Origin of the sequence: Amycolatopsis sp. NPDC059657 (assembly GCF_042734395.1) — a bacterium.
Classification (GTDB): domain Bacteria; phylum Actinomycetota; class Actinomycetes; order Mycobacteriales; family Pseudonocardiaceae; genus Amycolatopsis.
This window is the reverse complement of record NZ_JBHWEB010000074.1, coordinates 1-21,591: the sequence shown is the minus strand read 5'-3', so window position 1 is coordinate 21,591 and position 21,591 is coordinate 1. Positions and strand designations below refer to the sequence as shown.

Annotated in this window: 20 protein-coding genes; 9 read left to right on the top strand and 11 right to left on the bottom strand. The window is 69.3% G+C overall.

Annotated elements, in window-relative coordinates; genetic code table 11:
* Positions 1-57 precede the first annotated feature (57 nt).
* Positions 58-480 carry a DUF3761 domain-containing protein gene (locus tag ACFV15_RS31830; RefSeq protein WP_378354948.1) on the top strand — a complete coding sequence of 141 codons (423 nt, stop codon included), beginning with the start codon at positions 58-60 and terminating at the stop codon, positions 478-480.
* Between the two features lie 44 nt (positions 481-524).
* Here the strand turns inward: ACFV15_RS31830 and ACFV15_RS31825 are convergent, their stop codons facing one another.
* Positions 525-791, bottom strand: a complete 267-nt coding sequence (locus ACFV15_RS31825; RefSeq protein WP_378354946.1) for a hypothetical protein — start codon at positions 789-791, stop codon at positions 525-527.
* Between the two features lie 83 nt (positions 792-874).
* Between ACFV15_RS31825 and ACFV15_RS31820 the strand changes: the two genes are divergently transcribed.
* Positions 875-2,311 (top strand): MFS transporter, encoded by a 1,437-nt coding sequence (locus tag ACFV15_RS31820; RefSeq protein WP_378354945.1) that lies wholly within the window; start codon positions 875-877, stop codon positions 2,309-2,311.
* 41 nt (positions 2,312-2,352) lie between these two features.
* Complete coding sequence (locus tag ACFV15_RS31815) at positions 2,353-2,886, top strand: hypothetical protein (protein WP_378354943.1); 534 nt, start codon at positions 2,353-2,355, stop codon at positions 2,884-2,886.
* A 369-nt stretch (positions 2,887-3,255) separates the two neighbouring features.
* Here the strand turns inward: ACFV15_RS31815 and ACFV15_RS31810 are convergent, their stop codons facing one another.
* Complete coding sequence (locus ACFV15_RS31810; RefSeq protein WP_378354942.1) at positions 3,256-4,809, bottom strand: acetolactate synthase large subunit; 1,554 nt, start codon at positions 4,807-4,809, stop codon at positions 3,256-3,258.
* 45 nt (positions 4,810-4,854) lie between these two features.
* Here ACFV15_RS31810 and ACFV15_RS31805 point away from each other — a divergent pair, with 45 nt between their 5' ends.
* Complete coding sequence (locus tag ACFV15_RS31805; protein ID WP_378354940.1) at positions 4,855-6,111, top strand: cytochrome P450; 1,257 nt, start codon at positions 4,855-4,857, stop codon at positions 6,109-6,111.
* On the opposite strand, the gene ACFV15_RS31800 is transcribed toward ACFV15_RS31805, so the two are convergent.
* The 6 genes from ACFV15_RS31800 to ACFV15_RS31775 form a co-directional block, all read right to left on the bottom strand.
* On the bottom strand, positions 6,070-7,311 hold the full coding sequence (locus ACFV15_RS31800) for a hypothetical protein (protein ID WP_378354939.1): 1,242 nt from the start codon (positions 7,309-7,311) through the stop codon (positions 6,070-6,072). The two genes, ACFV15_RS31805 and ACFV15_RS31800, sit on opposite strands and share 42 nt — an antisense overlap.
* On the bottom strand, positions 7,308-7,892 hold the full coding sequence (locus ACFV15_RS31795; protein ID WP_378354937.1) for a hypothetical protein: 585 nt from the start codon (positions 7,890-7,892) through the stop codon (positions 7,308-7,310). The genes ACFV15_RS31800 and ACFV15_RS31795 overlap by 4 nt, the downstream gene beginning before the upstream one ends.
* A complete protein-coding gene (locus ACFV15_RS31790) occupies positions 7,889-8,482 on the bottom strand; it encodes a hypothetical protein (protein ID WP_378354935.1) in 594 nt (197 codons plus the stop codon). Before ACFV15_RS31790 ends, ACFV15_RS31795 begins: the two co-directional genes overlap by 4 nt.
* 208 nt (positions 8,483-8,690) lie before the next feature.
* Positions 8,691-9,608 carry a TIGR03621 family F420-dependent LLM class oxidoreductase gene (locus ACFV15_RS31785; RefSeq protein WP_378354934.1) on the bottom strand — a complete coding sequence of 306 codons (918 nt, stop codon included), beginning with the start codon at positions 9,606-9,608 and terminating at the stop codon, positions 8,691-8,693.
* Positions 9,605-11,221: an FAD-binding dehydrogenase gene (locus ACFV15_RS31780; RefSeq protein ID WP_378354932.1), complete on the bottom strand. Its 1,617-nt coding sequence runs from the start codon at positions 11,219-11,221 to the stop codon at positions 9,605-9,607. Before ACFV15_RS31780 ends, ACFV15_RS31785 begins: the two co-directional genes overlap by 4 nt.
* A gap of 82 nt (positions 11,222-11,303) precedes the next feature.
* Positions 11,304-12,548 (bottom strand): aspartate aminotransferase family protein, encoded by a 1,245-nt coding sequence (locus tag ACFV15_RS31775; RefSeq protein WP_378354930.1) that lies wholly within the window; start codon positions 12,546-12,548, stop codon positions 11,304-11,306.
* A 95-nt stretch (positions 12,549-12,643) separates the two neighbouring features.
* Here ACFV15_RS31775 and ACFV15_RS31770 point away from each other — a divergent pair, with 95 nt between their 5' ends.
* The 3 genes from ACFV15_RS31770 (at position 12,644) to ACFV15_RS31760 (ending at position 16,055) form a co-directional block, all read left to right on the top strand.
* The gene (locus ACFV15_RS31770; RefSeq protein WP_378354929.1) at positions 12,644-14,101 is read left to right on the top strand and encodes an NAD-dependent succinate-semialdehyde dehydrogenase; all 1,458 of its coding nucleotides are present in this window, start codon (positions 12,644-12,646) and stop codon (positions 14,099-14,101) included.
* Positions 14,098-15,150, top strand: coding sequence for a tartrate dehydrogenase (locus tag ACFV15_RS31765; protein ID WP_378354927.1), 1,053 nt, complete (start codon positions 14,098-14,100; stop codon positions 15,148-15,150). The genes ACFV15_RS31770 and ACFV15_RS31765 overlap by 4 nt, the downstream gene beginning before the upstream one ends.
* A 440-nt stretch (positions 15,151-15,590) precedes the next feature.
* The gene (locus tag ACFV15_RS31760) at positions 15,591-16,055 is read left to right on the top strand and encodes a DUF4262 domain-containing protein (protein ID WP_378354925.1); all 465 of its coding nucleotides are present in this window, start codon (positions 15,591-15,593) and stop codon (positions 16,053-16,055) included.
* A 4-nt stretch (positions 16,056-16,059) separates the two neighbouring features.
* Here the strand turns inward: ACFV15_RS31760 and ACFV15_RS31755 are convergent, their stop codons facing one another.
* Positions 16,060-16,731: a GntR family transcriptional regulator gene (locus ACFV15_RS31755; RefSeq protein ID WP_378354923.1), complete on the bottom strand. Its 672-nt coding sequence runs from the start codon at positions 16,729-16,731 to the stop codon at positions 16,060-16,062.
* A gap of 4 nt (positions 16,732-16,735) precedes the next feature.
* Entirely contained in the window at positions 16,736-17,380 is a 645-nt protein-coding gene (locus ACFV15_RS31750) for a maleate cis-trans isomerase (protein ID WP_378354921.1), read from the bottom strand.
* A 132-nt stretch (positions 17,381-17,512) separates the two neighbouring features.
* Between ACFV15_RS31750 and ACFV15_RS31745 the strand changes: the two genes are divergently transcribed.
* Both ACFV15_RS31745 and ACFV15_RS31740 read left to right on the top strand, forming a co-directional pair.
* Positions 17,513-18,469 (top strand): D-2-hydroxyacid dehydrogenase, encoded by a 957-nt coding sequence (locus tag ACFV15_RS31745; RefSeq protein ID WP_378354977.1) that lies wholly within the window; start codon positions 17,513-17,515, stop codon positions 18,467-18,469.
* On the top strand, positions 18,466-19,827 hold the full coding sequence (locus tag ACFV15_RS31740; protein WP_378354919.1) for an amidase: 1,362 nt from the start codon (positions 18,466-18,468) through the stop codon (positions 19,825-19,827). Before ACFV15_RS31745 ends, ACFV15_RS31740 begins: the two co-directional genes overlap by 4 nt.
* On the opposite strand, the gene ACFV15_RS31735 is transcribed toward ACFV15_RS31740, so the two are convergent.
* Positions 19,799-21,034, bottom strand: a complete 1,236-nt coding sequence (locus tag ACFV15_RS31735) for an MFS transporter (protein ID WP_378354917.1) — start codon at positions 21,032-21,034, stop codon at positions 19,799-19,801. The two genes, ACFV15_RS31740 and ACFV15_RS31735, sit on opposite strands and share 29 nt — an antisense overlap.
* Between the last annotated feature and the right edge of the window lie 557 nt (positions 21,035-21,591).

The window sequence follows — 21,591 nt, the reverse complement described above, 5'->3', positions numbered from 1 at the left end:
TAACAGGAGATCGTCCTGATGCGACTTGCCGGGAACCTGAACGCGATGGAGGTTTCCATGCGGCACGCATTCGTGAAGGCTGCCAGTGGAGTGGTGCTCGGTTTCGCCGTGCTGACCGGCTGTGGTGGCGTCGCGACGCCCGCCACGGTGCTCACCACCACGACGACGCCTCCGTCGACGACCTATTCCGTTGAAGTCGCGCCCGCCACCACGACCACGTCCGCCACTGCCACCAGTAGCGCGCCCGCGGTGCAGCCGTTCGTCCCGGCAGCGCCGACGCCCAAGACGACGACGTCCAAGAAGACCGTCACCGCCGAATGCGGCGCCGATTACTACCGCAACGTCGACGGAAACTGCGTCCACCGTCCCGGCGACAGTCCGTCCGGCGCATCGGCCAAATGCAAGGACGGCACGTATTCCTACAGTCAGAACCGCCGGGGCACCTGCTCGGGCCACGGCGGAGTCGCGACCTGGCTCTAGCCTGTGTCGTGAGTGGTACGGCCGGTTCTAACCGGTCATACCGCTCACGACTCGTCTTCGGTGAGTTCGGCGAGCTGGTCGGCGGCGGTGGTGTTGCCCGCTTCCGCGAGGCGGCGGAGTTCTTCGAGGTTGCCCTGTTCGGTGGCGACCTGGATGAGCTCGTCGGCCGCGGTGGGATTGCCGGTGTCGGCGAGGCGCCGGAGTTCGGCGAGGTCGCCGAGTTCGCCCGCGAGCTGGATGAGCTCGTCGGTCGCGTCCGGGTCGCCGTCGCCGGCACGAGCGCGCAACGCGGCCAGGTCGGATTCGTCCATGACGGACAATCTGCCACAGGTGCCGGCGTTGGGTGGGTCACACCGGATCGGGCGAGTGCGCCAATTAGGTAGCATCGCTAACTATGGGTGGCGAAGGTGCGAAGGGTGCTTCGCCGAGGTTGATCGTGGTCGTGCTGGCGTCATGCGGGCTGGTGGCGTCGTTCATGCAGACGCTGGTAGTGCCGCTCATCCCGGCCTTCCCCCGGCTGCTCAACGCCTCGGCGACCGACGCTTCCTGGGTGGTCACGGTGACGCTGCTGGCGGCGGCCGTCGTCACGCCCGTCAGCGGGCGCCTCGGTGACCTCTACGGCAAGCGCCGGATCCTGCTGGCGAGCCTCGGGTTGCTGATCATCGGCTCCGTGCTGTCCGCGCTGACCAGTGATCTCGGCCTGATGATCGCCGGGCGCGGGCTGCAGGGGTGCGCCATGGGCGTCATCCCGCTGGGCATCAGCATCATGCGCGACGAGCTGCCGCCCGAGCGGATCGGCGCCGCGATCGCGCTGATGAGCGCGACGCTCGGGGTCGGCGGCGCGATCGGGCTGCCGGTCGCGGCCGTCGTCGCGGAGAACGCCGATTGGCACGTCCTGTTCTGGGGCGCGGGCGCGCTGGCCGCGATCTGCGGCCTGCTCATACTGAAGCTCGTGCCGGAATCCCCGGTCCGGACGCCCGCGCCGTTCGATTATCTCGGCACCATAGGGCTTTCCGCCGGGTTGCTGTCGTTGCTGCTGCCGATCGTCAAGGGCACCGAGTGGGGCTGGACCAGCCCGCTGACGCTGGGCCTCGGCGGCGCGTCCGTGCTGATCTTCCTCGGCTGGGGCTTCTACCAGCTGCGCACGCGGGACCCGCTGGTCGACCTGCGGGTGTCCGCGCGGCGGCCGGTGCTGTTCACCAACCTCGCGTCGGTGCTGGTCGGGTTCGCGATGTACGCGTCGGCGCTGTCGTTCCCGCAGCTGCTGCAGGCGCCGTCGTCGACCGGGTACGGGCTCGGGCAGAGCATGGTCCAGACCGGGCTGCTGCTCGCGCCGAACGGCCTGGTGATGATGGTGCTTTCGCCCGTGTCGGCCAGGCTGGCGCGGCGGTTCGGCGCGCGGCTGACGCTCATGCTCGGCGCCGTCGTGATCGCGATCGGCTATCTCTTCGCGACCGTGCTGATGGACAACGTCGCCGAGATCGTCGCGGCGACCGTGATCATCGGCGCGGGCGTCGGTATCGCGTACTCGGCGATGCCCGCGTTGATCATGGGCGCGGTGCCGGTCACCGAGACCGCTTCCGCCAACGGCGTCAACTCGCTCATGCGCGCGTTCGGCACCTCGGCGTCGAGCGCGGTGATGGCCACGATGCTCGCGCACATGACGATCACCGTCGGCGCGCTGACCGTGCCCTCGCTCGGCGGATTCCGCGCGACCTTCCTCGTCGGCGCGGCCGCCGCGGTGGCCGGGCTGGCGCTCACCGCGATCGTTCCGAGAAAAGATCGAACCCCGAGCAACCCCGCGGCAGCCTTGGCGTCTTCTCCAGTGTGAAAGCGACAGGGGGTCGCTTCTGGGGAATCTGGGGATCGAAAATGTTCAAGAAGTCTTTTGCCGCAATGGGAATCGTCATCGGCACCGCTCTGCTCATCGGCGGCCTGACGCCCGCTTCGGCGTCCGGCGACGTGCTCACGCCCGAGGGCTACCACCAGGTGAAGCTCGGCCAGTCGGAGGCGAAGGCGTTGCGCACCGGCTACCTCTCCGGCGACGGCTGGGACGACGGCGCGTGCAACCGTTACGCGACCGTCGACCGGCCGGACGACGAATGGCGCGTCGCCATCTCGCACGAGAATGGCGTTGTCCGCGTTCGCGTTCCCGAGAACGTGCGTACTTACGAAGGTATCGGTGTGGGGTCGACGGTGGCCGAGGTCAAGGAGACCTACGAAGGCGTGTGGGAATACCGCCGCGGCCTGAGCGTGCCGGTTCCGGGTTATGACGACCGGAGCTACGAGATCTGGGTCGAGGACAGCTACAACGAGGACGGCACCTATCGCGACGACGCCAAGGTCATCCAGCTCGGCCTGACCGCGGGCGCCCAGTTCGACTGCACCCTCTTCGGCGACGCCTAAACGGGTCGTGAGTGGTACGGCGGGTTAGAACCCAATGCTGGGTAATTAAGGCTTGGCCTGCGTTGTCAATCGGCACGTGAGCACGTGAAACCCGAGTCGGCCGGACCGTCGTCGGCGGCCCGACCGACTCGCGTCTAACGTCCACAAAGGACTCAAGCGGCTGAATTTCGCCCCGCAATGTCGCATTTGCCTGCTTTGTGGGGTGGAGTGGACGGAATGAACGGGGCGTATGTGTCGCTCAGCGTTGCGAACGCCCCGTTCGCAACGTTCAACCACCGTGCGGCACCCACCGAGCAGCGGGCTTGACCAACCTGCCCGCCCCTTAACTACCCGGCATTGGGTTAGAACCGGCTGTACCGCTCACGACGGCTAGAAGAGAGGCGGGACCCAGGCGTCGATCAGGTGGGGGCCTGGTTCACGCACGGCGCGCTCGAACTGCTCGGCCAGTTCTTCGGCGGTGGTGGCACGGGTGGCGGGGACGCCCATGCCCTCCGCGATCTTGACGAAGTCCATGTCCGGGCGGGACAGGTCGAGCAGGTCGAGCGCCTTGGGGCCCGAGGCCTCGGCGCCTACCCTTTGCAGTTCCATCTTGAGGATCGCGTACGCGCGGTTGTTCAGGATGACCGTGGTGACGTCGAGGTTTTCCCGTGCCTGGGTCCACAGCGCGGAGATCGTGTACAGCGCGCTCCCGTCGGCCTGCAGGCTGATCACCGGCCGGCCGGGTGCCGCGACGGCCGCGCCGGTGGCCACCGGGATGCCGAAGCCGATCGCGCCGCCGGTCAGCGTCAGGTGGTCGTGCCGGGGCGCGCCTGCGGTCGCGGCGGGCAGTAACAGGCCGGAGGTGTTGGACTCGTCGGCGATGATCGCGTGCTCGGGGAGGAGCGCGCCGATCACGTCGACCCAGTTCTGCGCGGTGAGCGGACCGCTCGGCAGTGCCGGGCGGTTCGCTTGCCGCAGAACGGGTTCCGTATCCGCGGCGACCAGCGAGGCCAGTGCTTCGAGCGCGGCGGGGATGTCTTCGTCGATGGCCGCGAGCACGTGGACCTTCGCGTCCGACGGCGTGAGTTCGCTCGGTTTTCCGGGGTAGGCGAAGAAGGAGATCGGCGGCTTCGTGCCGGCGACGATCAGATGCTTGACGCCGTCGAGCTGGTACATGGCCTGCTCGGCCAGGTAGCCGAGCCGGTCGATCGACGGCAGCCCGGCGCCGCGCTCCAGGCGTGCGGGGAACGTCTCGATGAACGCCTTCGCGCCCGTGGCCGCCGAAATCCGGCTCACCGCGAGCAAGCCCGCTTCGTGGCAACCCTTGCCACCGATCAAGAACGCGACGGGGTCACCGGACCGCAGCACGGCGGCGACGGCGTCGATCGTCGACACCGCAACGGTTTTCGGCGCTCGCGAGGCTACCGGTGACGCCGCGGCGCCGCCGTCGCCCCACGACACGTCCGCGGGGAGCACCAAGGTCGCGATCCGGCCGGGCGCGTCCTGCGCGGCCGCGACGGCCGCTGCCGCGTCCGCGCCGACCTCGGCGGTCTTCGCGGACTCGCGGTACCAGCCGTTGAGCGTCCGCGCGAGACCTTCGATATCCGATTCGAGCGGGGCGTCGTACTGCTTGTGGTACGTCGCGTGGTCGCCGACGACGTTGACCACCGGCGTGTGCGCGCGGCGCGCGTTGTGCAGGTTCGCCATGCCGTTCGCGAGGCCGGGGCCGAGGTGCAGCAGTGTCGCGGCGGGCTTGCCCGCGATACGGGCGTACCCGTCCGCCGCGCCGGTCACCGCGCCCTCGAACAGGGCCAATACGCCCCGCATCTCCGGCACGCTGTCCAGTGCCGCGACGAAATGCATCTCCGAGGTGCCCGGATTGGCGAAGCAGACCTCGACGCCCGCGTCGACGAGGGTCCGGAGCAGTGACTGCGCGCCGTTCATCAGCTCAACCTAGCGTTCGCGGTCGCTCTGTGAAGAGAATGAGCGATGGACTTCACTGGGGAGAGTTCGACGAGCACGCTCCGTCTCGCCACGCGGCTGCGTGCGCAGCGCGCCGGGGCATGGGCGCTCGCGACACTCGGCGACCCGCTCGCCGCGCTCACCCAGCGGCGCGGGCAGCTTGATCCGTATCCGGTCTACGAACGGATCCGGCGGCTCGGCCCGCTTTCCCGCAGCCGCACGGGTTTGTGGGTGACCTGTTCGCACGAGCTGGCCACCGTGGCCGTGCGCGACCGGCGGATGCGGGTGCGCAACAACTCCGACCGGCTCAGCGACGGCCTCGCCGCGCTGAGCCCCGGTCTCGACGACAGCCTGATCGACCTCGAACCGCCGGATCACACCAGGCTGCGGCGCCTGATCGCGCCCGCCTTCAGCCGCGCGAGGATCGAGCGCTGCCGCCCCGTGGTCGAGAAGATCGCCGGTGAGCTGCTGGACAACGTCGGCGCCCGGTTCGACCTGGTGACCGCGTACGCCACGCCGTTGCCGGTCGCGATCATCTCCGAGCTGCTCGGTATCCCGGACGTGGATTCGGCGCGGTTCGCCGGTTACGGCCGGGCGCTCGCCGGCATGCTCGACGGCGTCCGCTCGTTGCGGCAGGCGGCCGAACTCCATGCGGCCGTCGACGAACTGAAGGCCTTGCTCGCCAGCCTGGTCGAGCTGCGCGAGCGGGCGCCGCGCGACGACCTGATCAGCGAGCTCTGCACGTCGGAGCTGACCGCGCGCGAGATCGTGGCGTTGTGCCTGCAACTGCTCATCGCGGGTTTCGAGACGACGACCAACCTCATCGCGAACGCCGTCGCCGCACTGCTCGACCACCCTGAGCAGTGGGCCGCGCTCGCCGAAGACACTGGCTTGGCGGCTGCCGTCGTCGAGGAGACGCTGCGTTTCGATCCGCCGGTCCAGGTCACCCAGCGCATCGCGTGCGAGCCGATCCAGTTGGCCGACCAGGTATTGGCGCCAGGCGAGCAGCTGATCGTCGGGCTGGCGGGCGCCAGCCGCGACCCCGAGGTCTTCGCGGACCCCGGCCGCTTCGACATCCACCGTCCCGACGCCGGGGAGCATCTCGGTTTCGCCGGTGGGCACCACTACTGCGTCGGAGCGCCACTCGCGCGGCTGGAAGGCGAGGTCGCGCTCGCCACGCTCGCCAAGCGATTCCCCGACCTCCGCCAGGCCGGTCCGCCGCAGCGGCGCCCGGCCATGGTCCTACGCGGGATGCTCGGCTTTCCGGTCACTCAAGGTGTGTGACACGAGTCCCGGGTACTCCTCGATGATCGCGGCGGCGCGCAGCCAGCGGTCGATGTCGGTGTTCAGGTAGACCTTGGTGTGCCGGACGCTTTCGGGCAGCGGGTGGTGTTCGGCGACGAGGCCGGCCAGCGTGTTCATGGTCCGCTCGGTCTCGCCGGCGAAAGCCTTGCCAGGCGGCTCGATGCCGCGCGCGAGCGTCGCCAGGCCTGCCGCCAGCACGATCGCGCGCTGGGTTTCGCCGTCGAAGCGCTCCGGCCCGGACGGCAGGTGACCTCTGATCCGCAGGTACGTGTCCTCGAGGTCGATGATCGCCTGGTAGACGAGTTCGGTCGGCCGCCAGAGCCGCAGCCAGGTCGTGCGCAGCGTCGGCTGGGTCGGCTTCGCGAGCAGCCGCTGGACGGGAGCGAGCCGCCGGAGCAGCGCGGAACCGTTGTCGTGCTCGCGTTTCCACGAACCGACGGCGGGCAGGACCATGCCGATGAACACCAGCGCGGGGCCGACGCTGATCAGCGGATCCGTCACGGACGCCTGCCGCCAGCCAGGGATCCAGCCGATGATCTCCGCCGCTTGATACAGCGCGCTGTGCGCGCAGTAGGCCATGCACAGGAACAGCCCGAGCGTGAACACCCGCATGCCCGCACGCAGCCAGCTGCGGCCCGCGTTCTTGGCCTTGTTCGCCCAGCGGTGCGCGCCCATGACGTGGCCGACGAGCGACACCGCGATGGTGCACATGATGATGATCCACGCCAGGCCGACGGCGAAGTCGACATGGCCGGGCACTTCGAGCCTGCTTTCGGGACCCAGGAAGAAATCGGGGTCGTTCGGCTTCGTCGCGAACAACGCCGTCGCTGTCAGGAACGCGAGCGCGTTGATGGCGGCCAGCACGGTGACGCGGCGCCGGGCCGGGCGTTCCAGCTCCAGCTTGGTCGCGGTGGAGACCCGGTTCGAGAACACGTGCAGCAGCACGTTGCACGCCATCGCGAGCGCCCATTGCAAGGGCCAGAACAGGTTGAAGCCGAACTCGTGCGCGAAGACCCGGTACACGGCGGGCACCTGCAGGCAGACGGCCAGCAGCAGTGAGACCAGCGCGAGCCACAGTATCGCCGACGGGTTCGCCCGCCGCGACCACAGCAGCCGCCGCCAGAAGACCACCGCGGCGGCCATGCCGACCACGACCACCAGTACCCAGACCCAGCTCATGAGCGCCCGTCCGACAGCCACCGGTCGAGCTGGTCGGCCTCCGGCTCATCCGAGCTCGGCCCCGACGAAGGCGAGGTCACGCCCATGCGGCGCGCCATGGTCATCGCGAACTTCTCCGCGTCGCGTTCCTGCTGGTCCTCGGCGTGCCCGGTCGGGCAGTTGCGGCCGACCAGCCGGTCGATCAGGTCGCCGGACAGGTGCGGCAGCTCCGGCCGCAGCAGGCTGACCAGCGCGCTCTTGATCATCGGGTCCTCCAGCTCGATGCCGGCGTGCTCGTCGATCACGTGGAACAGCTCGTGGTGGATCACGTGCAGCTGGTGCACCGGGCTGGTGTCGGCCGGATAGAACAGGTACGAGACCCCGAACAGCCGCACGGTCATGCCGGTCAGCACGGAACTGGCGTCCGGCACCGCGCCGGACAGCGGCACCAGCCGGATCGGGATGCCGATCGCCTCGCTCAAGACCTCTTGGTAGGCCTCGTGGCTGAACGGCTGCGGGATGACCATTCTGTCGGCCAACCGGTCAGCCATGGTTTCGGCGCGACGGCGTTGCCCGAGTACCGGCCACCGTCGCTTCTTCATGGCCGGTCGTTCCGCTGGTCTTCCAGCCACTGGGCGAGTGCGAGCGCGACCTGGCGCTGGGCCTCGTCCGGCGTGGTGGCGCCCGGAATGCGCAGTTCGATGGCGATGCCGCCCTGCCCGCCCGCGCCGACCGGGCGGGCGCTGGTGATCCAGGTGAGCAGGTTCTCCTTGACCCCGGCGACCTTCGCCAGGTCGGACTTGGTGGTGACCGGCAGCAGGAAACTGGTGTCCACGTTGAAGAACTGGGCCAGCGCGGTCAGCACCGGCACGCCGGGGTTGATCTTGTCGGCGTGCCGGAGCTTGCCGAGGTAACTCGGGGTGATGCTGACGCCGAACTGCTCGGCGAGCTGCTGCGCGACCCAGGTGTTGGTGTACTGCGGGCGGCCTTGTGCGTCGACGTCGACCGATTTGCCGTTCTTCTTGGCGACCTCGACCTTGTTCCAGGCCTGCGGGTCTTCGTCACGGCGGGGCCGGACGGCGGCCCAGAGCAGGTTGAGGCGCTCGCCGAAGGTGAGTTCTTCGGGAGGTTTGCCCGCCAGCGCGAGGATGGCGTCGGTCGCGACGTCACCTTCGTCGATGCCCCCATGCATGAGCCGAGTATAGAAGGCGAGCCTCGTCACGGGGCTCCTCCCGGTGACGAGCGTTGGGCCGTTCGGGTGGATCTTCCCCGCACTGGTGACGGACGTGGGGAACTGCCATAGTGTCTCGTTCCAGGGGTACTGGACTGACAGTCCATCGCCTCTACTGGGGGTAAACCGGGGTGCCGGATCCTCTCGGGGATCCGGCCCGCCGGTTTGCTTAGCGTCCGGTGAGGCGTTCGACGATCGGAGCGAACCGCTCCATCTCCGCCTCGGGCAGCACCCAGTAGGTGAAACCGAACTTCTCCCGTCGTTCTTCCAGCGTTTCGCAGATTTCCTCGGCCGAGCCGATGAGGAACGCGGGCGACTCCGCGATCTCTTCGGGGGTGAGCGCCGAGTACTTCGCGATGTTCTCGATGGTCTCCGCGCGGTCCGGCACCAGCTGGCAGATCGGGGTGAGGCACTGCAGTTCCAGGCCGGCGAACCTTTCGCCGGCCGCTTCGCGAACCCAGCCGACGCGCTCGGCGTAGGACCCGGCCGTCATCGAGCGGATCATGTCCGCGTCGACCGTGCCGGACGCGGCGGTCGCGTTGAAGCCGACGATGTCGGCCTCGCGGGCGGCCAGCGTCAGCATCCGGCGGCCACCGCCACCGAGCATCAGCGGGACCTTCGCGAACGGCTGACCAGGCGCGGCCCGTACGGTGTAGTGCCGCCCGCTGAAGTCGACCTCGCCGCCGGACCAGAACTGCTTGAGGATCCGGACGCTTTCGGCCAGTCGCCCGATCCGCACGCCCGGCGCGTCGAACGGCAGCCCGAGGTGCGTGAAGTCCTCGTCCTTCCAGCCCGCGCCGATGCCGAACTCGACACGGCCTTCGCAGGCGTCCGCCAGCATCGCGAACTCCCGCGCGAGCAGCAGCGGGTGCCGGTATTCGTTGTTGAACATCAGCGAGCCGACCTTGAGCGTGCTGGTCGCCTCCGCGGCGATCGTCAGCGAGACCAGCGGCGCCCAATGATCGTTCAAATGGTCGGGGACCAGCAGCGACGAGTAGCCCAATTCCTCCGCTTTACGGGCTTTCTCACGCCATTGCCTGGCGTCCGCCGCCGTGCGGGCCTGCGTCGCGAAGCGGAACGGGGTCACAGCGACTTCGCGAGCGCTTCACCGGCCTGCTTGCCCGAGAACAGGCAGCCGCCGAGGAAAGTGCCTTCGAGCGCGCGGTAACCGTGCACGCCGCCACCGCCGAAGCCCGACGCCTCGCCGACCGCGTAGAGGCCCGGCAGCGGCTCGCCGTCCGCGCGCAGCACCTGGCTCGCGAGGTTGGTCTCCAGGCCGCCGAGCGTCTTGCGGCTGATCACGTTGAGCCGCACGGCGATGAGCGGACCGGCCTTCGGGTCGAGCAGCCGGTGTGGCGGCGCGACGCGGATCAGCTTGTCTCCCAAGAACTTCCGAGCGCCGCGGATCGCGGTGAGCTGGAGGTCCTTGCCGAATTCGTTGGCCAGCTGGCGGTCACGTGAGATGACCTGCTCGCGGATCTTCGCCGGGTCGAGCAGCGGCTCGTCGGTGAGCCGGTTCATCCCGGCGATGAGCTCGTCGAGGTCCTTCGAGACGACGAAGTCCTCGCCACGCTCCATGAACGCGGCGACCGGCGCGGTCGGGCCCGGCAGCGCGCGCTTGAGCGTCAGCTTGACGTCCTTGCCGGTGAAGTCCGGGTTCTGCTCGGAGCCCGACAGCGCGAACTCCTTCTCGATGATCTTCTGCGTGAGGATGAACCACGAGTGGTCGTGGCCGGTCTTGCGCAGGTGCTCGAGCGTGCCCATGGTGTCGAAACCGGGGTAGAGCGGGGTCGGCAGGCGGTTGCCGAGCGCGTCCAGCCACAGCGAGGACGGGCCTGGCAGGATGCGGATGCCGTGGCCTGGCCAGATCGGGTCGTGGTTGGCGACGCCCTCGACGTAATGCCACATCCGGTCGCGGTTGATCAGGTTCGCGCCCGCGGTCTCGCTGATGGCGAGCATGCGGCCGTCGACGTGCGCGGGGACACCGGTGAGCATCTTCTTCGGCGCCGAGCCGAGCCGCTCCGGCCAGTTCTTGCGGATCAGCTCGTGGTTCGCGCCGATGCCACCGGACGCGACGATCACGGCCTGCGCCTTCAGCTCGAAGTCACCCGTGACCGTCCGCGTGCTCTCCTCGCCACGGCCGACGGAACTCGGCTCGAGCACGGCGCCGCGGACGCCGTCGACCGCGCCGCCGGTGACGGTCAGTTCGTCGACCCGGTGCCGGAAGCGGAGTTCGATGTTGCCCGACGCCTTCGCCTTGTCCGCGAACGGTTCCAGCACGCCGGGGCCGGTGCCCCAGGTGATGTGGAAGCGGGGCACGGAGTTGAACCCGCGCTCGGCCCAGCCGACGAACGGGAAGAACCGCACGCCCTTTTCGTAAAGCCAGGAACGCTTCTCGCCCGCCGCGAACTCGACGTAAGCGCGAGCCCACTTACGAGGCCAGTTGTCCTCTTCGCGGTCGAAACCGGCGGCGTCCTGCCAGTCCTCCCACGCCAGGTCGAAGGAGTCCTTGACGCCCAGCCTGCGCTGTTCGGGGCTGTCGACCAGGAAGAGCCCGCCGAGCGACCAGAACGACTGCCCGCCGAGCGAGGCTTCCGGTTCCTGCTCGACGACGATCACGCGCTTGCCCGCGTCGGCCAATGTGGTCGCCGCGACCAGCCCCGCCAGTCCGGCACCTACCACGATCACGTCCGCGTCCATGCGCTGTCTCCCAACCTGGTGGATGACACCGGACGTTATCGGGTGCGGCCGTACCGGGCGAGTGCGGGTTTCGGAATAAGTTTCACGTTTTGATCACGTCGGCCCAGATCTTCAACGCCTCGTCGACCTGCTCGGCGGTGACGACCAGCGGCGGGATCATGCGCACCACGTTCGAGTAAGCCCCGCAGGTCAGCAGCAACAGCCCACGCTCACCGGCCGCCTTCTGCGCGGCGGCGGCCGCGGCGGTGTCCGGCTCGCCGTCCGCGGTCACGAACTCCGAGCCGACCAGCAGGCCGAGTCCTCGCACGTCGCCGATGCCGGTCGCCTTGCCCGCGATGAGGCGCGCGCCTTCGAGCAGCTGGCGGCCGCGGTCGGCGGCGTTCTCGACCAGCCGTTCGTCGCGGATGACGTCGAGGGTGGCGACCGCGGCGGCGCAGGAAACCGCGTTGCCGCCGTAGGTTCCGCCCTGCGATCCGGGCCATGCCTTGGCCATGAGCTCTTGAGAAGCCGCGATGCCCGAGAGCGGGAAGCCGCTCGCGAGGCCCTTCGCGATGAGCACGACGTCGGGCCGGACGTCGAAGTGGTCGTGACCCCAGAACTTGCCGGTCCGGCCGAAACCGGCCTGTACCTCGTCGAGCACCAGCACGATCCCGTGCCGGTCCGCGCGCTCGCGAAGTCCTTGCAGGAACGCGGTGTTCGCCGGGACGTAGCCGCCCTCGCCGAGGATCGGCTCGACGAAGAAGGCCGCCGTCTCGGCCGGCGAGCTGACCGTCGCGAAGAGGTAATCCAGCTCCTTGAGCGCGAACTTCGTCGCCGTTTCTTCGTCCCAGCCGTAGTGGAACGCGTAGGGGAACGGCGCGACGTGCACGCCTGCCATGAGCGGCGAGAAACCGGCGCTGAACCGGGTGCCGGAGGTGGTCATGGTCGCCGCCGCGACCGTGCGGCCGTGGAAACCGCCCTGGAACACGATGATGTTCGGCCTGCCGGTCGCCTGCCTGCTCAGCCGCAACGCGGCTTCGACCGCCTCGCTGCCGGAGTTCGAGAAGAACAGGGAGTCGAGCCCGGGCGGGAGCACGTCGCCGAGCTTCTCGGTGAGTTCGAGCAGCGGCTTGTGCATGACCGTCGTGTACTGGCCGTGGATGAGCTTCCCGACCTGCTCGCGGGCCGCCTCGACGACGCGGGGGTGGCAGTGACCGGTGCTGGTCACGCCGATCCCCGCGGTGAAGTCGAGGTGGCGTTTACCGTCGACGTCGTAGAGGTACACGCCTTCACCGTGGTCGACGACGACGGGCGTGGCCTGCTTGAGAAGCGGGGATAGCTGGGCCATGGCAGCGTGGCTCCTTAGGTCCCTGATGAGGTTGTCGATTGTTGACAATATCCATAGCATGGCTGGTGACCCACGGCAAAGAGGAGCGATCTCTCATGGTCAGCGAGTCCGGCGTAGTCAACGCCGTCGAGAAGGACCTGTTCATCGGCGGAAAATGGGTTCCGGCCTCGGGTGGCAGGACCTTGCCCGTCCATGACCCGTCGACCGGCACCGTGCTCTGCGAAGTCGCGGACGCGTCACCGGCGGACGGTGTCGCCGCGCTGGACGCCGCCGTCGCCGCACAGGCGAGCTGGGCGGCCGTCGCGCCGCGCGAGCGCGGGGAGATCCTGCGGCGGGCGTATCAGCTGCTGACCGAGCGCAACGAGGAACTCGCGCTCCTCATGACGCTGGAGATGGGCAAGCCGCTCGCCGAGTCACGCGGCGAGATCACCTACGCCGCCGAGTTCTTCCGCTGGTTCGCCGAAGAGGCCGTGCGGGTGCACGGCGACTACGCGGTCGCGCCCAACGGCACCGGCCGGTTCCTGGTCACCCGCCAGCCGGTCGGGCCCGCTTTGCTGATCACGCCGTGGAATTTCCCGATGGCGATGGGCACCCGCAAGATCGGGCCCGCCGTCGCGGCGGGCTGCACGATGGTGATCAAACCCGCCGCGCAGACCCCGCTTTCGATGCTGGCGCTGGCCGGGATCATGGCCGAGGCCGGGCTGCCGGAGGGTGTGCTCAACGTGCTCACGACCTCGGACTCCGGCGGCGTGATGGAGCCGCTGATCCGCGACGGGCGTGCGCGCAAGCTGTCGTTCACCGGCTCGACCGCGGTCGGCCGCAAGCTGCTGGAACAGTGCGCCGACAAGGTGTTGCGCACCTCGATGGAGCTCGGCGGCAACGCGCCGTTCGTGGTCTTCGAGGACGCCGACCTCGACGCCGCGATCGAAGGCGCGATGCAGGCCAAGATGCGCAACATCGGCGAGGCGTGCACGGCGGCCAACCGCATCTACGTGCAGCGCGGGCTGGTGGAGCAGTTCTCGCGACGTCTCACCGAGCGCATGGCCGCGCTGCCGATCGGACGGGGCACCGAGGACGGCGTCGTGGTCGGGCCGCTCATCGACGAGGCCGCCGTCACGAAGGTGACCGAGCTGGTGCAGGACGCGGTATCGCGCGGTGCGCAGGTGCTCACCGGCGGCTCCACAGTGGACGGACCGGGTAACTTCTACAAGCCGACCGTGCTGACCGGCGTGCCCGCCGAAGCGCGTCTCACGCGTGAGGAGATCTTCGGCCCGGTCGCGCCGATCCTGACCTTCGACACCGAGGACGAGGTCGTCGCCGCGGCCAACGACACCGAGTTCGGGCTCGTCTCGTACCTGTACACGAGCGACGTCAAGCGCGCGCTGCGCGTGGCGGAGCGGCTCGAGGCCGGCATGATCGGGCTCAACCAGGGCATCGTGTCGAACCCGGCGGCCCCGTTCGGCGGGATCAAGGCGTCCGGCCTCGGCCGCGAAGGCGGTTCCGTCGGCATCGAAGAGTTCCTGGAGATCAAGTACATCGCGGTGAGCCTGTGACGGTTCACCGGATCGCGAGCATCCCCGGCGACGGCATCGGCGTCGATGTGACGCGTGAAGCACGCAAGGTGCTCGACCGCGCGGCGTCGGGCTTCAGCCTGGAGTGGACGGAGTTCGACTGGAGCTGCGAGCGGTACCTGTCGACCGGTTCGATGATGCCGGACGACGGGCTCGCGGCGTTGTCGGCGTTCGACGGCATCCTGCTGGGAGCCGTGGGCTTTCCGGGCGTGCCGGACCACATTTCCTTGTGGGGCCTGCTGATCCCGGTGCGGCGCGCGTTCTCGCAGTACGTGAACCTGCGGCCGGTCCGGCTGCTGCCGGGCACCTCGTCGGTGCTGGCCGGCCGGTCGGCGCCGGAGCTGGAGATGGTGATCGTCCGCGAGAACTCCGAGGGCGAGTACTCGACGCTCGGCGGCCGCCACGCCACCGGCGAACCGGGCGAATTCGTGCTGCAGGAGTCGGTTTTCACGCGCGTCGGCGTCGAGCGGATCATCCGCTACGCCTTCGAGCTGGCGCGCACCCGCGCGGGCAGGCTCTGCTCGGCGACGAAGTCGAACGGCCTCATCCACTCGATGCCGTTCTGGGACGAGATCTTCGCGGCCATCGCCGTGGAGTACCCGGACGTCGTCGCGGAGCAGTGCCATATCGACGCGCTGGCCGCCCGGATGGTCCAGGCGCCGGACCGGCTCGACGTGATCGTGGCCTCGAACCTGTTCGGCGACATACTGAGCGACCTCGCGGCCGCGGTCACCGGCGGGCTGGGCATGGCGCCCTCGGGCAACATCAACCCGTCCGGGTCGCATCCGTCGATGTTCGAGGCGGTGCACGGCTCGGCCCCCGACATCGCGGGCCAGGGCATCGCGAACCCGGTCGCCCAGATCCTCGCGGGAGCGATGCTGCTGGCGCACCTGGGCGAGACCTCAGCGGCGGCCTCGGTCGAAGGAGCGGTCGAGAAGGTGCTGTCCGACGGCGCGGTGCTCACGCCCGATCTCGGCGGCACCGCCACGACCTCCGAGCTGGGGTCGGCCATCGCCGACTGCCTGACCTAGAGCCTGAGGGTCGTGAGTGGTACGGCCGGTTCTAACCCAATGCCGGGCAGTTAAGGCTTGACCTGGACTATCAAGCGACGCGAAACCCGAGTTCGGGCCATCCAGTGGCCCAAACTCGGGTTTCGCGAAGATCGCGCGCGAGCAAATGTCCATAAAGGACACAACTCGCCACCTTTTGCCCCGAGCTATCGCATTTGCCCGAGTTTGGGTGGGGTCCGGACGGAACGAACGGGGCTTATGTGTCGCTCAGCGTTGCAAACGTGGCGTTTGTGCGTTCGAGCGGGCGAAACACTCACGACCCTTTAGCGCGTACTAGCGTGCTTGCGGTGCCAGGCGGCCTAGCCGCCTGATAGAGCCTCTGAACTGCGACGATCCAGTTTTGTCGGTGCTCCGGTGCATAGTGGTCAGTGGAATGAGCCGCTCCATCGGAGGGAGACATCATGTGCAGCCATTGCGATCATCCGGAGGCCCGCGAGGACCACGAACGGTTCCTGCGCGAACAGATCAGGGACAACGGCTGGGTCGTGGTCGGTATCGACGGCGACCGCCTCTACCCGCCATGGGCCTACACGGTCGGGCTCACCGAGCTGGGGCGGCCGGAGCTGGTCGTCACCGGGATGGACGCGCCGCGGTCGGTCGTGCTGCTCAACTCGGTCGCCGCGCACTTCGCGCACGCGGAGCCGTCGAGACCGGGAGAGCAGGTGCGGCTGCGTGACGGGCCGCTGATCGAGTTCGTCGAGCTCGAGGAGCCGTCGGCGCATCTGTTCAAGGCGTGGGAGTTCTACGGCCGCGAGCTGTGCGCGCTGCAGATCGTGCACGCCGACGAGCGCGGGCGCTGGCCGTGGGACCCCGCGTTCCGTGGCGGGAAGGGAGGTCAGCCGGTGCTGGGCATGCGGGCGGGCTAGGGCCCTAGGGGTGCAGGCTGGAGCCGGGTGCCAGGCGCCGCACGGCGTCCTCCATGTGGGCGTCGAGCAGCGCCAGCACGGCCCGCTCGTCACCGGCGCGCAGCGCTTCGATGATCTGGGTGTGCTCGCCGACGCGTTCTTCGACGTGGCTGTAGGTGTCCTGCAGCGCGGTGAGGCACATCCGGGTCTCGATGAGCAGAGTGCTGGCCATACGCACCAGGCGTTTGCTGCCGGAGGCCTCGATGAGCGCCTCGTGGAACCGCAGGTCCGCGGTGGACAGTGCCGCCGGGTCGTCGTCGTGGGCGGCGCTGGCCATCTCGCGCACGGTCGCGTCGAGGCGGTCGGCCGCGGCCGCGATGTCGCCGCGCAGGATGAGGAGCACGGCGGCGCGTTCGATGGCACCGCGCGCGGTGTAGATGTCGAGCACGTCGCCGGCTTCGAGGTCGATCACGAACAGCCCGCGGTGGCGCTCGCTGCGCAGCAGCCCTTCGGAAACGAGGCGCTGCATGGCTTCGCGCAGCGGGCCGCGTGACACCTGGAACCGGGCGGCGAGCTCGCTCTCGCCGAGCTGGGTGCCCGGCGCCAGCGCGCCGCTCATGATCGCGGCGCGCAGCTGGCGGGCGATGATGCCCGCGGTCGACTCGCGGCTGACCGGCTCGATATTGGTCAACGCCATCGGCTTATGCCTCTCTCTGGCGGAACAGGGCGCCGAGCGAGCGCACGAGCCGGTGCTCGGCGATGAGGCGGAGCCCGGCCCAGATGGTCACCTGGTTCGCGGTGAGCACCGGCTTCCCGGTGCGCTCCTCGATCTCGTTGACCGCGGCGAGCGAGCGCAGCGTGGTGTCGGGCACCAGCACGGCCTCGGCGGCCGGGTGATCGGCGCTGAGCGCGAGCGCGACGGCTTCGTCGGTGGTGCCCGCGCCTGGTGCGCCGACGACGTCGAGGCCGCCCTTGCCCAGGAAGGCGGCGAACTCGGCCGCGACGTCGGCCGGGTAGCGCGACGCCACCGCGACCCGGCGCAGGCCGAGCGCGCGTGCGGCTTCGGTGAAAGCGAAGGAGGTGCTCGAAACGGGGACGCCCACCGAGGCGGTGAGCTTCGCCAGCCGGTCGCGGGAGCTTTCCCAGCCGCCGGCGAAGCTGCCGCGGGTGCACGCCCAGACCACGGCGTCCGGCGGCGAACCGGTGAAGAGGTCGGGCGCGGTGTGCGGGTCGGTGCCGGAGAACTGCTCGGTGGACAGCTTGACGTCGTCGCCGAGCAGCTGCTCGGCGAGCAGGTAGTCCTCCTCGGCCAGTGTGCCGGGGTAGATGAAGCCGATCGTGGGCACTACCTGACCTCCGTGTTTCAGCCGACCGCAGATTGTCGACAATCCTAGGCGGGCCCGTCAAGGCGACACGCGCGGGTCGCGGGAGGATTGTTGACAATCATACGAGCGCGCTCCTACCGTGGGGCCGTGCCGATCCTGACCGTTCTCTGTGGTGACCTCAAGCCGCCCGGGATGCGGGACGTCGAAGCGGCCGCCGAGGTGCGGTACACGGACGAGGCGGGCCTCGCGGAGGCCTTGCGTGGCGCGGACGCGTTGTTCGTCTACGACTTCCTGTCCACCGCGGTGCCGGGTGCCTGGCACGCGGCCGACCGGGTGCGCTGGCTGCACATCGCCAGCGCGGGTGTCGACCCGGTGCTCTTCCCGGCGCTGCGGGAAAGCGACGTCGTGCTCACCAACTCGCGTGGGGTGTTCGACGACGCGATCGCCGAGTACGTGCTGGGTGTGGTGCTCACCTTCGCCAAGGACCTCGCCCGCTCGGTCGATCTGCAGCGGGAATCCCGGTGGCAGCACAGGGAAAGCGAGCGGATCGCCGGCAAGGAGGTGCTCGTGGTCGGCACCGGGCCGATCGGCCGGGCCATCGCGAGGCTGCTGCGCGCGGCCGGGATGCGGGTGTCGGGAGCCGGTCGCCGCGCGAGGACGGGCGATCCGGATTTCGGCACGGTCCACGCCTCCGGCGACCTCACGCGTCACCTGCCGTGGGCGGACTACGTCGTGGCCGTCGCGCCGCTGACAGAGCAGACAAAGGGATTGTTCGACGCGAAGGCGTTCGCCGCGATGAAGCCGTCGGCGCGGTTCGTCAACGTCGGCCGTGGCGAGCTGGTGGTCACTGCGGACCTGATCACGGCGCTGAAGACCGAGCGGATCGCGGGCGCGGCGCTCGACGTGTTCGAGACCGAGCCACTGCCGCCGGAAAATCCGTTGTGGAGCATGGAAAACGTACTGGTGTCCCCGCACATGTCCGGCGATTACATCGGCTGGCGGGACACCTTGGGCGAGGTCTTCGCCGAGAACTTCCGGCGCTGGCTGGCCGGGGAACCGTTGCACAACGTCGTCGACAAGAAGCTGGGCTACGTACCGGGAGCTGTATGAGCACCACCGCGACAGAGCTGATCAAGGCCTACGCGAGCGGCGAGTCCTCGCCGGTGGAGGCCACCCAGGACGCGCTGGACGCGATCGAGGCCAAGGACGGCGAGCTCAACGCCTACTGTCTCGTCGACGCGGAATCCGCGCTGCGGCAGGCGAAGGCATCCGAAACGCGCTGGCGTGAAGGTGGCCCGCTCAGCCCGCTCGACGGGGTGCCCACCTCGATCAAGGACATGTTCCTCACCGAGGGCTGGCCGACGCTGCGCGGCTCGAAGTGCATCGATCCGAGCCTGCCGTGGGACGTCGACAGCCCGGTCACCGCGCGCCTGCGCGAAAGCGGCGCGGTGCTGCTCGGCAAGACGACCACGCCGGAACTGGCATGGAAGGCCGTCACGGACAGCGAGCTGACCGGCATCAGCCGAAACCCCGTCGACCCGTCGAAGACCACCGGCGGTTCAAGCGGGGGCAGTGCGGCCGCGGTGGCCGCGGGCATGGGGGTGCTCTCGGTCGGCACCGATGGTGGCGGCTCGGTGCGGATTCCGGCTTCGTTCTGCGGAATCGTCGGGTTCAAGCCGACGCACGGGCGCATCCCGCTGTTCCCGGCGAGCCCGTTCGGCCCGCTCTCGCACGCGGGGCCGATGACGCGCACCGTCGCCGACACCGCGCTGATGCTGGACATCCTTTCCCGGCCCGACCATCGCGACCCGGCCGCGCTTCCGCCGTTCCAGGGCATCTACCTCGACGCCTCGGAACGCGACGTGACCGGCCTGCGCGTCGCGTACTCGCCGGATCTCGGCTACGTCAACGTCGACCCCGAGGTCGCCGGGATCGTCGCGGATGCGGTGGCGGTGCTGGAAAAGCTCGGGCTGAACGTCACCCGGTCCGACCCCGGCTTCACCGACCCGCTCGACGCCTTCGAGGTGCTGTGGTCGACGGGCGCGGCGCAATGGCTCGAGACGTTCCCCGACGGTTCGGACGCACTCGTCGACCCGGGGCTGCTGGGCATGTGGCGCAAGGGTTTGACGCATTCCGCGGCCGATTACCTGGAGGCGACCGCGATCCGCGCGGCGCTCGGCATCCTGATGGGCGAGTTCCACAGCCGCTTCGACGTGCTGGTCACGCCGACCGTGCCGATCCCGGCTTTCGAGGCGGGCCATGACACCCCGCCGGGCAGCGCGCTCACCGGGTGGCCACAGTGGACCCCGTTCACGTACCCGTTCAACATGACCCAGCAGCCCGCGATCAGCATCCCGGTGGGTGCCACCGCGGCAGGGCTGCCGGTCGGCCTGCAGATCGTGGGTCCCCGGCACGCCGATGACGTCGTGCTCGCCGTCGCTAGGACACTGGAGTCGGCGCTGGCGTGAGCCGTCGCAGTCCGCGGACCTGCTTGCTGCACAAGGCGAGCAGGGTCGCGACGACGACCAGCACCGCACCCCAGAGCAGGGTCTTCTCGCGGCCGAAGTGCTCGGCGAGCGGACCGGCGATCACCTCGCCGGCCGGCATCGCGATGATCGAGCCGAGCACGTCGTAGGCGTACACCCTGGCGAGCTTGTCCGCGGGCACGTTCTCCTGCAGCGACACATCCCAGGCGACGGCGAACAGTTCGATGGCGGCGCCCGCGACCACCATGGCCGCGATCATGGTCAGCAGGCTCGGTGCCCGCGCGAGCATGGCCAGCGGCACCGCGTCGACGAGGACCGCGGCCACGCCGATCGCCAGCATCCGGCGCGGCCGCCAGTGCGCGACCAGCAACCCGCCGAGCACGAACCCGGCGGTCTGCGCGGCGAGCACGAACCCCCACCCCGCGCGGCCGAAGGTCTCGTCGGCGATGGACGGCCCGAGCACCAGCAGCCCACCGGCGGCGACGGCGTTGACGATCATGAACTGGAGCACGACGATCCAGATCCACGCGCGCGAGCGGAACTCGCGCCAGCCCTCGGCGAGTTCGGCGAGCGGCCTGGACCGGCCGGTCCGCTCGAACCGCGACGGCCGCAGCCCCCGGTAGGCGAGCGCGGCGACCAGGAACAACGCGGCGTTCGCGGCGATGGCCCAGCCCGACCCGAGCGCGGCGGCCAGCACCCCGCCCGCCGCGGCTCCCGCGAACCGGCCCATGTTGGCGAGCATCCGCCCCAGCGCGTTGGCCTGGGTGAGCAGCGCCTGTGGCACGGTCTGCGGCAAGATCGACGAAGAGGCAGGCAACGCGACCGCGCTCACGGCGCCGTTCGCGACACTGAGCCCGATCAACAGCGGGACCGAGGCGAACCCGCCGAGCACACTCACCGCGATGGCGGCCTGGGTGACCGCGGCGGCGGTCTCGGTGCCTTGCAGGATCACCGACCGCGGCAGCCGATCGGCGAGCACCCCGCCGAAGAGCACAAGCACCACATTCGCCAGCGACCGCGCTCCCACGACCAGCCCGAGATGCACGGCCGACCCGGTCAGGTCGAGCACGGCGAACGCCAGCGCGACGGGCGCGACGGCGTTCCCGAACTCGGCGAAGGTACGCCCGGTGGTCAGCAGGCGGAAGTCACGATGGCTCAGCGGCGCAGTCAGCGCGCCATCCCCAGGCATGCCGCCGAGTCTCTGCGGCCCCGGCGACACCCGTCAACCGAGTATCGGGCGCGGCCCGCTGCGCTGGTGCGACGGATCCGGGTCGCTTCAACGCCGCTGCCGGTCAATCCGGCCGGGGTTCGCCGTCGTGTCCCCAAAGGACGATCAGGACGACCTTCCTGCCTCAATGTCGCTTTTGTTCGAATGTGTGACCACATGAACGGGGCTTATGTCACCCTCAGCGTTCCAAACGGGGCGTTGGTGCCATGCCAACGCCCTAGAACCCGATCTTGAGTCGCCTGGGCAGTCCACAAAGGACCCGAATGCGCCCGCTTTGTCTGGTTGTGACCCCTTTGGGCACCTTCGCTGGTCCGCTTGGCCTGCTCGAGCATTGTGAACGCCTCGTTCACAATGCTCAACCTGGATCCACCGTTGATCTTTGTGGTGATCTTGGCGTGGTTGTTGATCTTGTTGGTGGCGGGATGGGCGTGGTGGGGTGTCCGGCGTCGCATCCGGTGTGTCCACTGTGGTCTGGTCGTAGGGGTGTGGGTCAGGCTGTTCGGGTGTGTGTGGCGGTG

What these genes read in the sequence shown, in the direction of transcription:
- ACFV15_RS31830 (WP_378354948.1), top strand. Translation starts at nt 58, where the DNA reads ATGCGGCACGCATTCGTGAAGGCTGCCAGTGGAGTGGTGCTCGGTTTC.
- ACFV15_RS31825 (WP_378354946.1), bottom strand. Translation starts at nt 791, where the DNA reads ATGGACGAATCCGACCTGGCCGCGTTGCGCGCTCGTGCCGGCGACGGC.
- ACFV15_RS31820 (WP_378354945.1), top strand. Translation starts at nt 875, where the DNA reads ATGGGTGGCGAAGGTGCGAAGGGTGCTTCGCCGAGGTTGATCGTGGTC.
- ACFV15_RS31815 (WP_378354943.1), top strand. Translation starts at nt 2,353, where the DNA reads ATGTTCAAGAAGTCTTTTGCCGCAATGGGAATCGTCATCGGCACCGCT.
- ACFV15_RS31810 (WP_378354942.1), bottom strand. Translation starts at nt 4,809, where the DNA reads ATGAACGGCGCGCAGTCACTGCTCCGGACCCTCGTCGACGCGGGCGTC.
- ACFV15_RS31805 (WP_378354940.1), top strand. Translation starts at nt 4,855, where the DNA reads ATGGACTTCACTGGGGAGAGTTCGACGAGCACGCTCCGTCTCGCCACG.
- ACFV15_RS31800 (WP_378354939.1), bottom strand. Translation starts at nt 7,311, where the DNA reads ATGAGCTGGGTCTGGGTACTGGTGGTCGTGGTCGGCATGGCCGCCGCG.
- ACFV15_RS31795 (WP_378354937.1), bottom strand. Translation starts at nt 7,892, where the DNA reads ATGAAGAAGCGACGGTGGCCGGTACTCGGGCAACGCCGTCGCGCCGAA.
- ACFV15_RS31790 (WP_378354935.1), bottom strand. Translation starts at nt 8,482, where the DNA reads ATGCATGGGGGCATCGACGAAGGTGACGTCGCGACCGACGCCATCCTC.
- ACFV15_RS31780 (WP_378354932.1), bottom strand. Translation starts at nt 11,221, where the DNA reads ATGGACGCGGACGTGATCGTGGTAGGTGCCGGACTGGCGGGGCTGGTC.
- ACFV15_RS31775 (WP_378354930.1), bottom strand. Translation starts at nt 12,548, where the DNA reads ATGGCCCAGCTATCCCCGCTTCTCAAGCAGGCCACGCCCGTCGTCGTC.
- ACFV15_RS31770 (WP_378354929.1), top strand. Translation starts at nt 12,644, where the DNA reads ATGGTCAGCGAGTCCGGCGTAGTCAACGCCGTCGAGAAGGACCTGTTC.
- ACFV15_RS31760 (WP_378354925.1), top strand. Translation starts at nt 15,591, where the DNA reads ATGTGCAGCCATTGCGATCATCCGGAGGCCCGCGAGGACCACGAACGG.
- ACFV15_RS31755 (WP_378354923.1), bottom strand. Translation starts at nt 16,731, where the DNA reads ATGGCGTTGACCAATATCGAGCCGGTCAGCCGCGAGTCGACCGCGGGC.
- ACFV15_RS31740 (WP_378354919.1), top strand. Translation starts at nt 18,466, where the DNA reads ATGAGCACCACCGCGACAGAGCTGATCAAGGCCTACGCGAGCGGCGAG.
- ACFV15_RS31735 (WP_378354917.1), bottom strand. Translation starts at nt 21,034, where the DNA reads ATGCCTGGGGATGGCGCGCTGACTGCGCCGCTGAGCCATCGTGACTTC.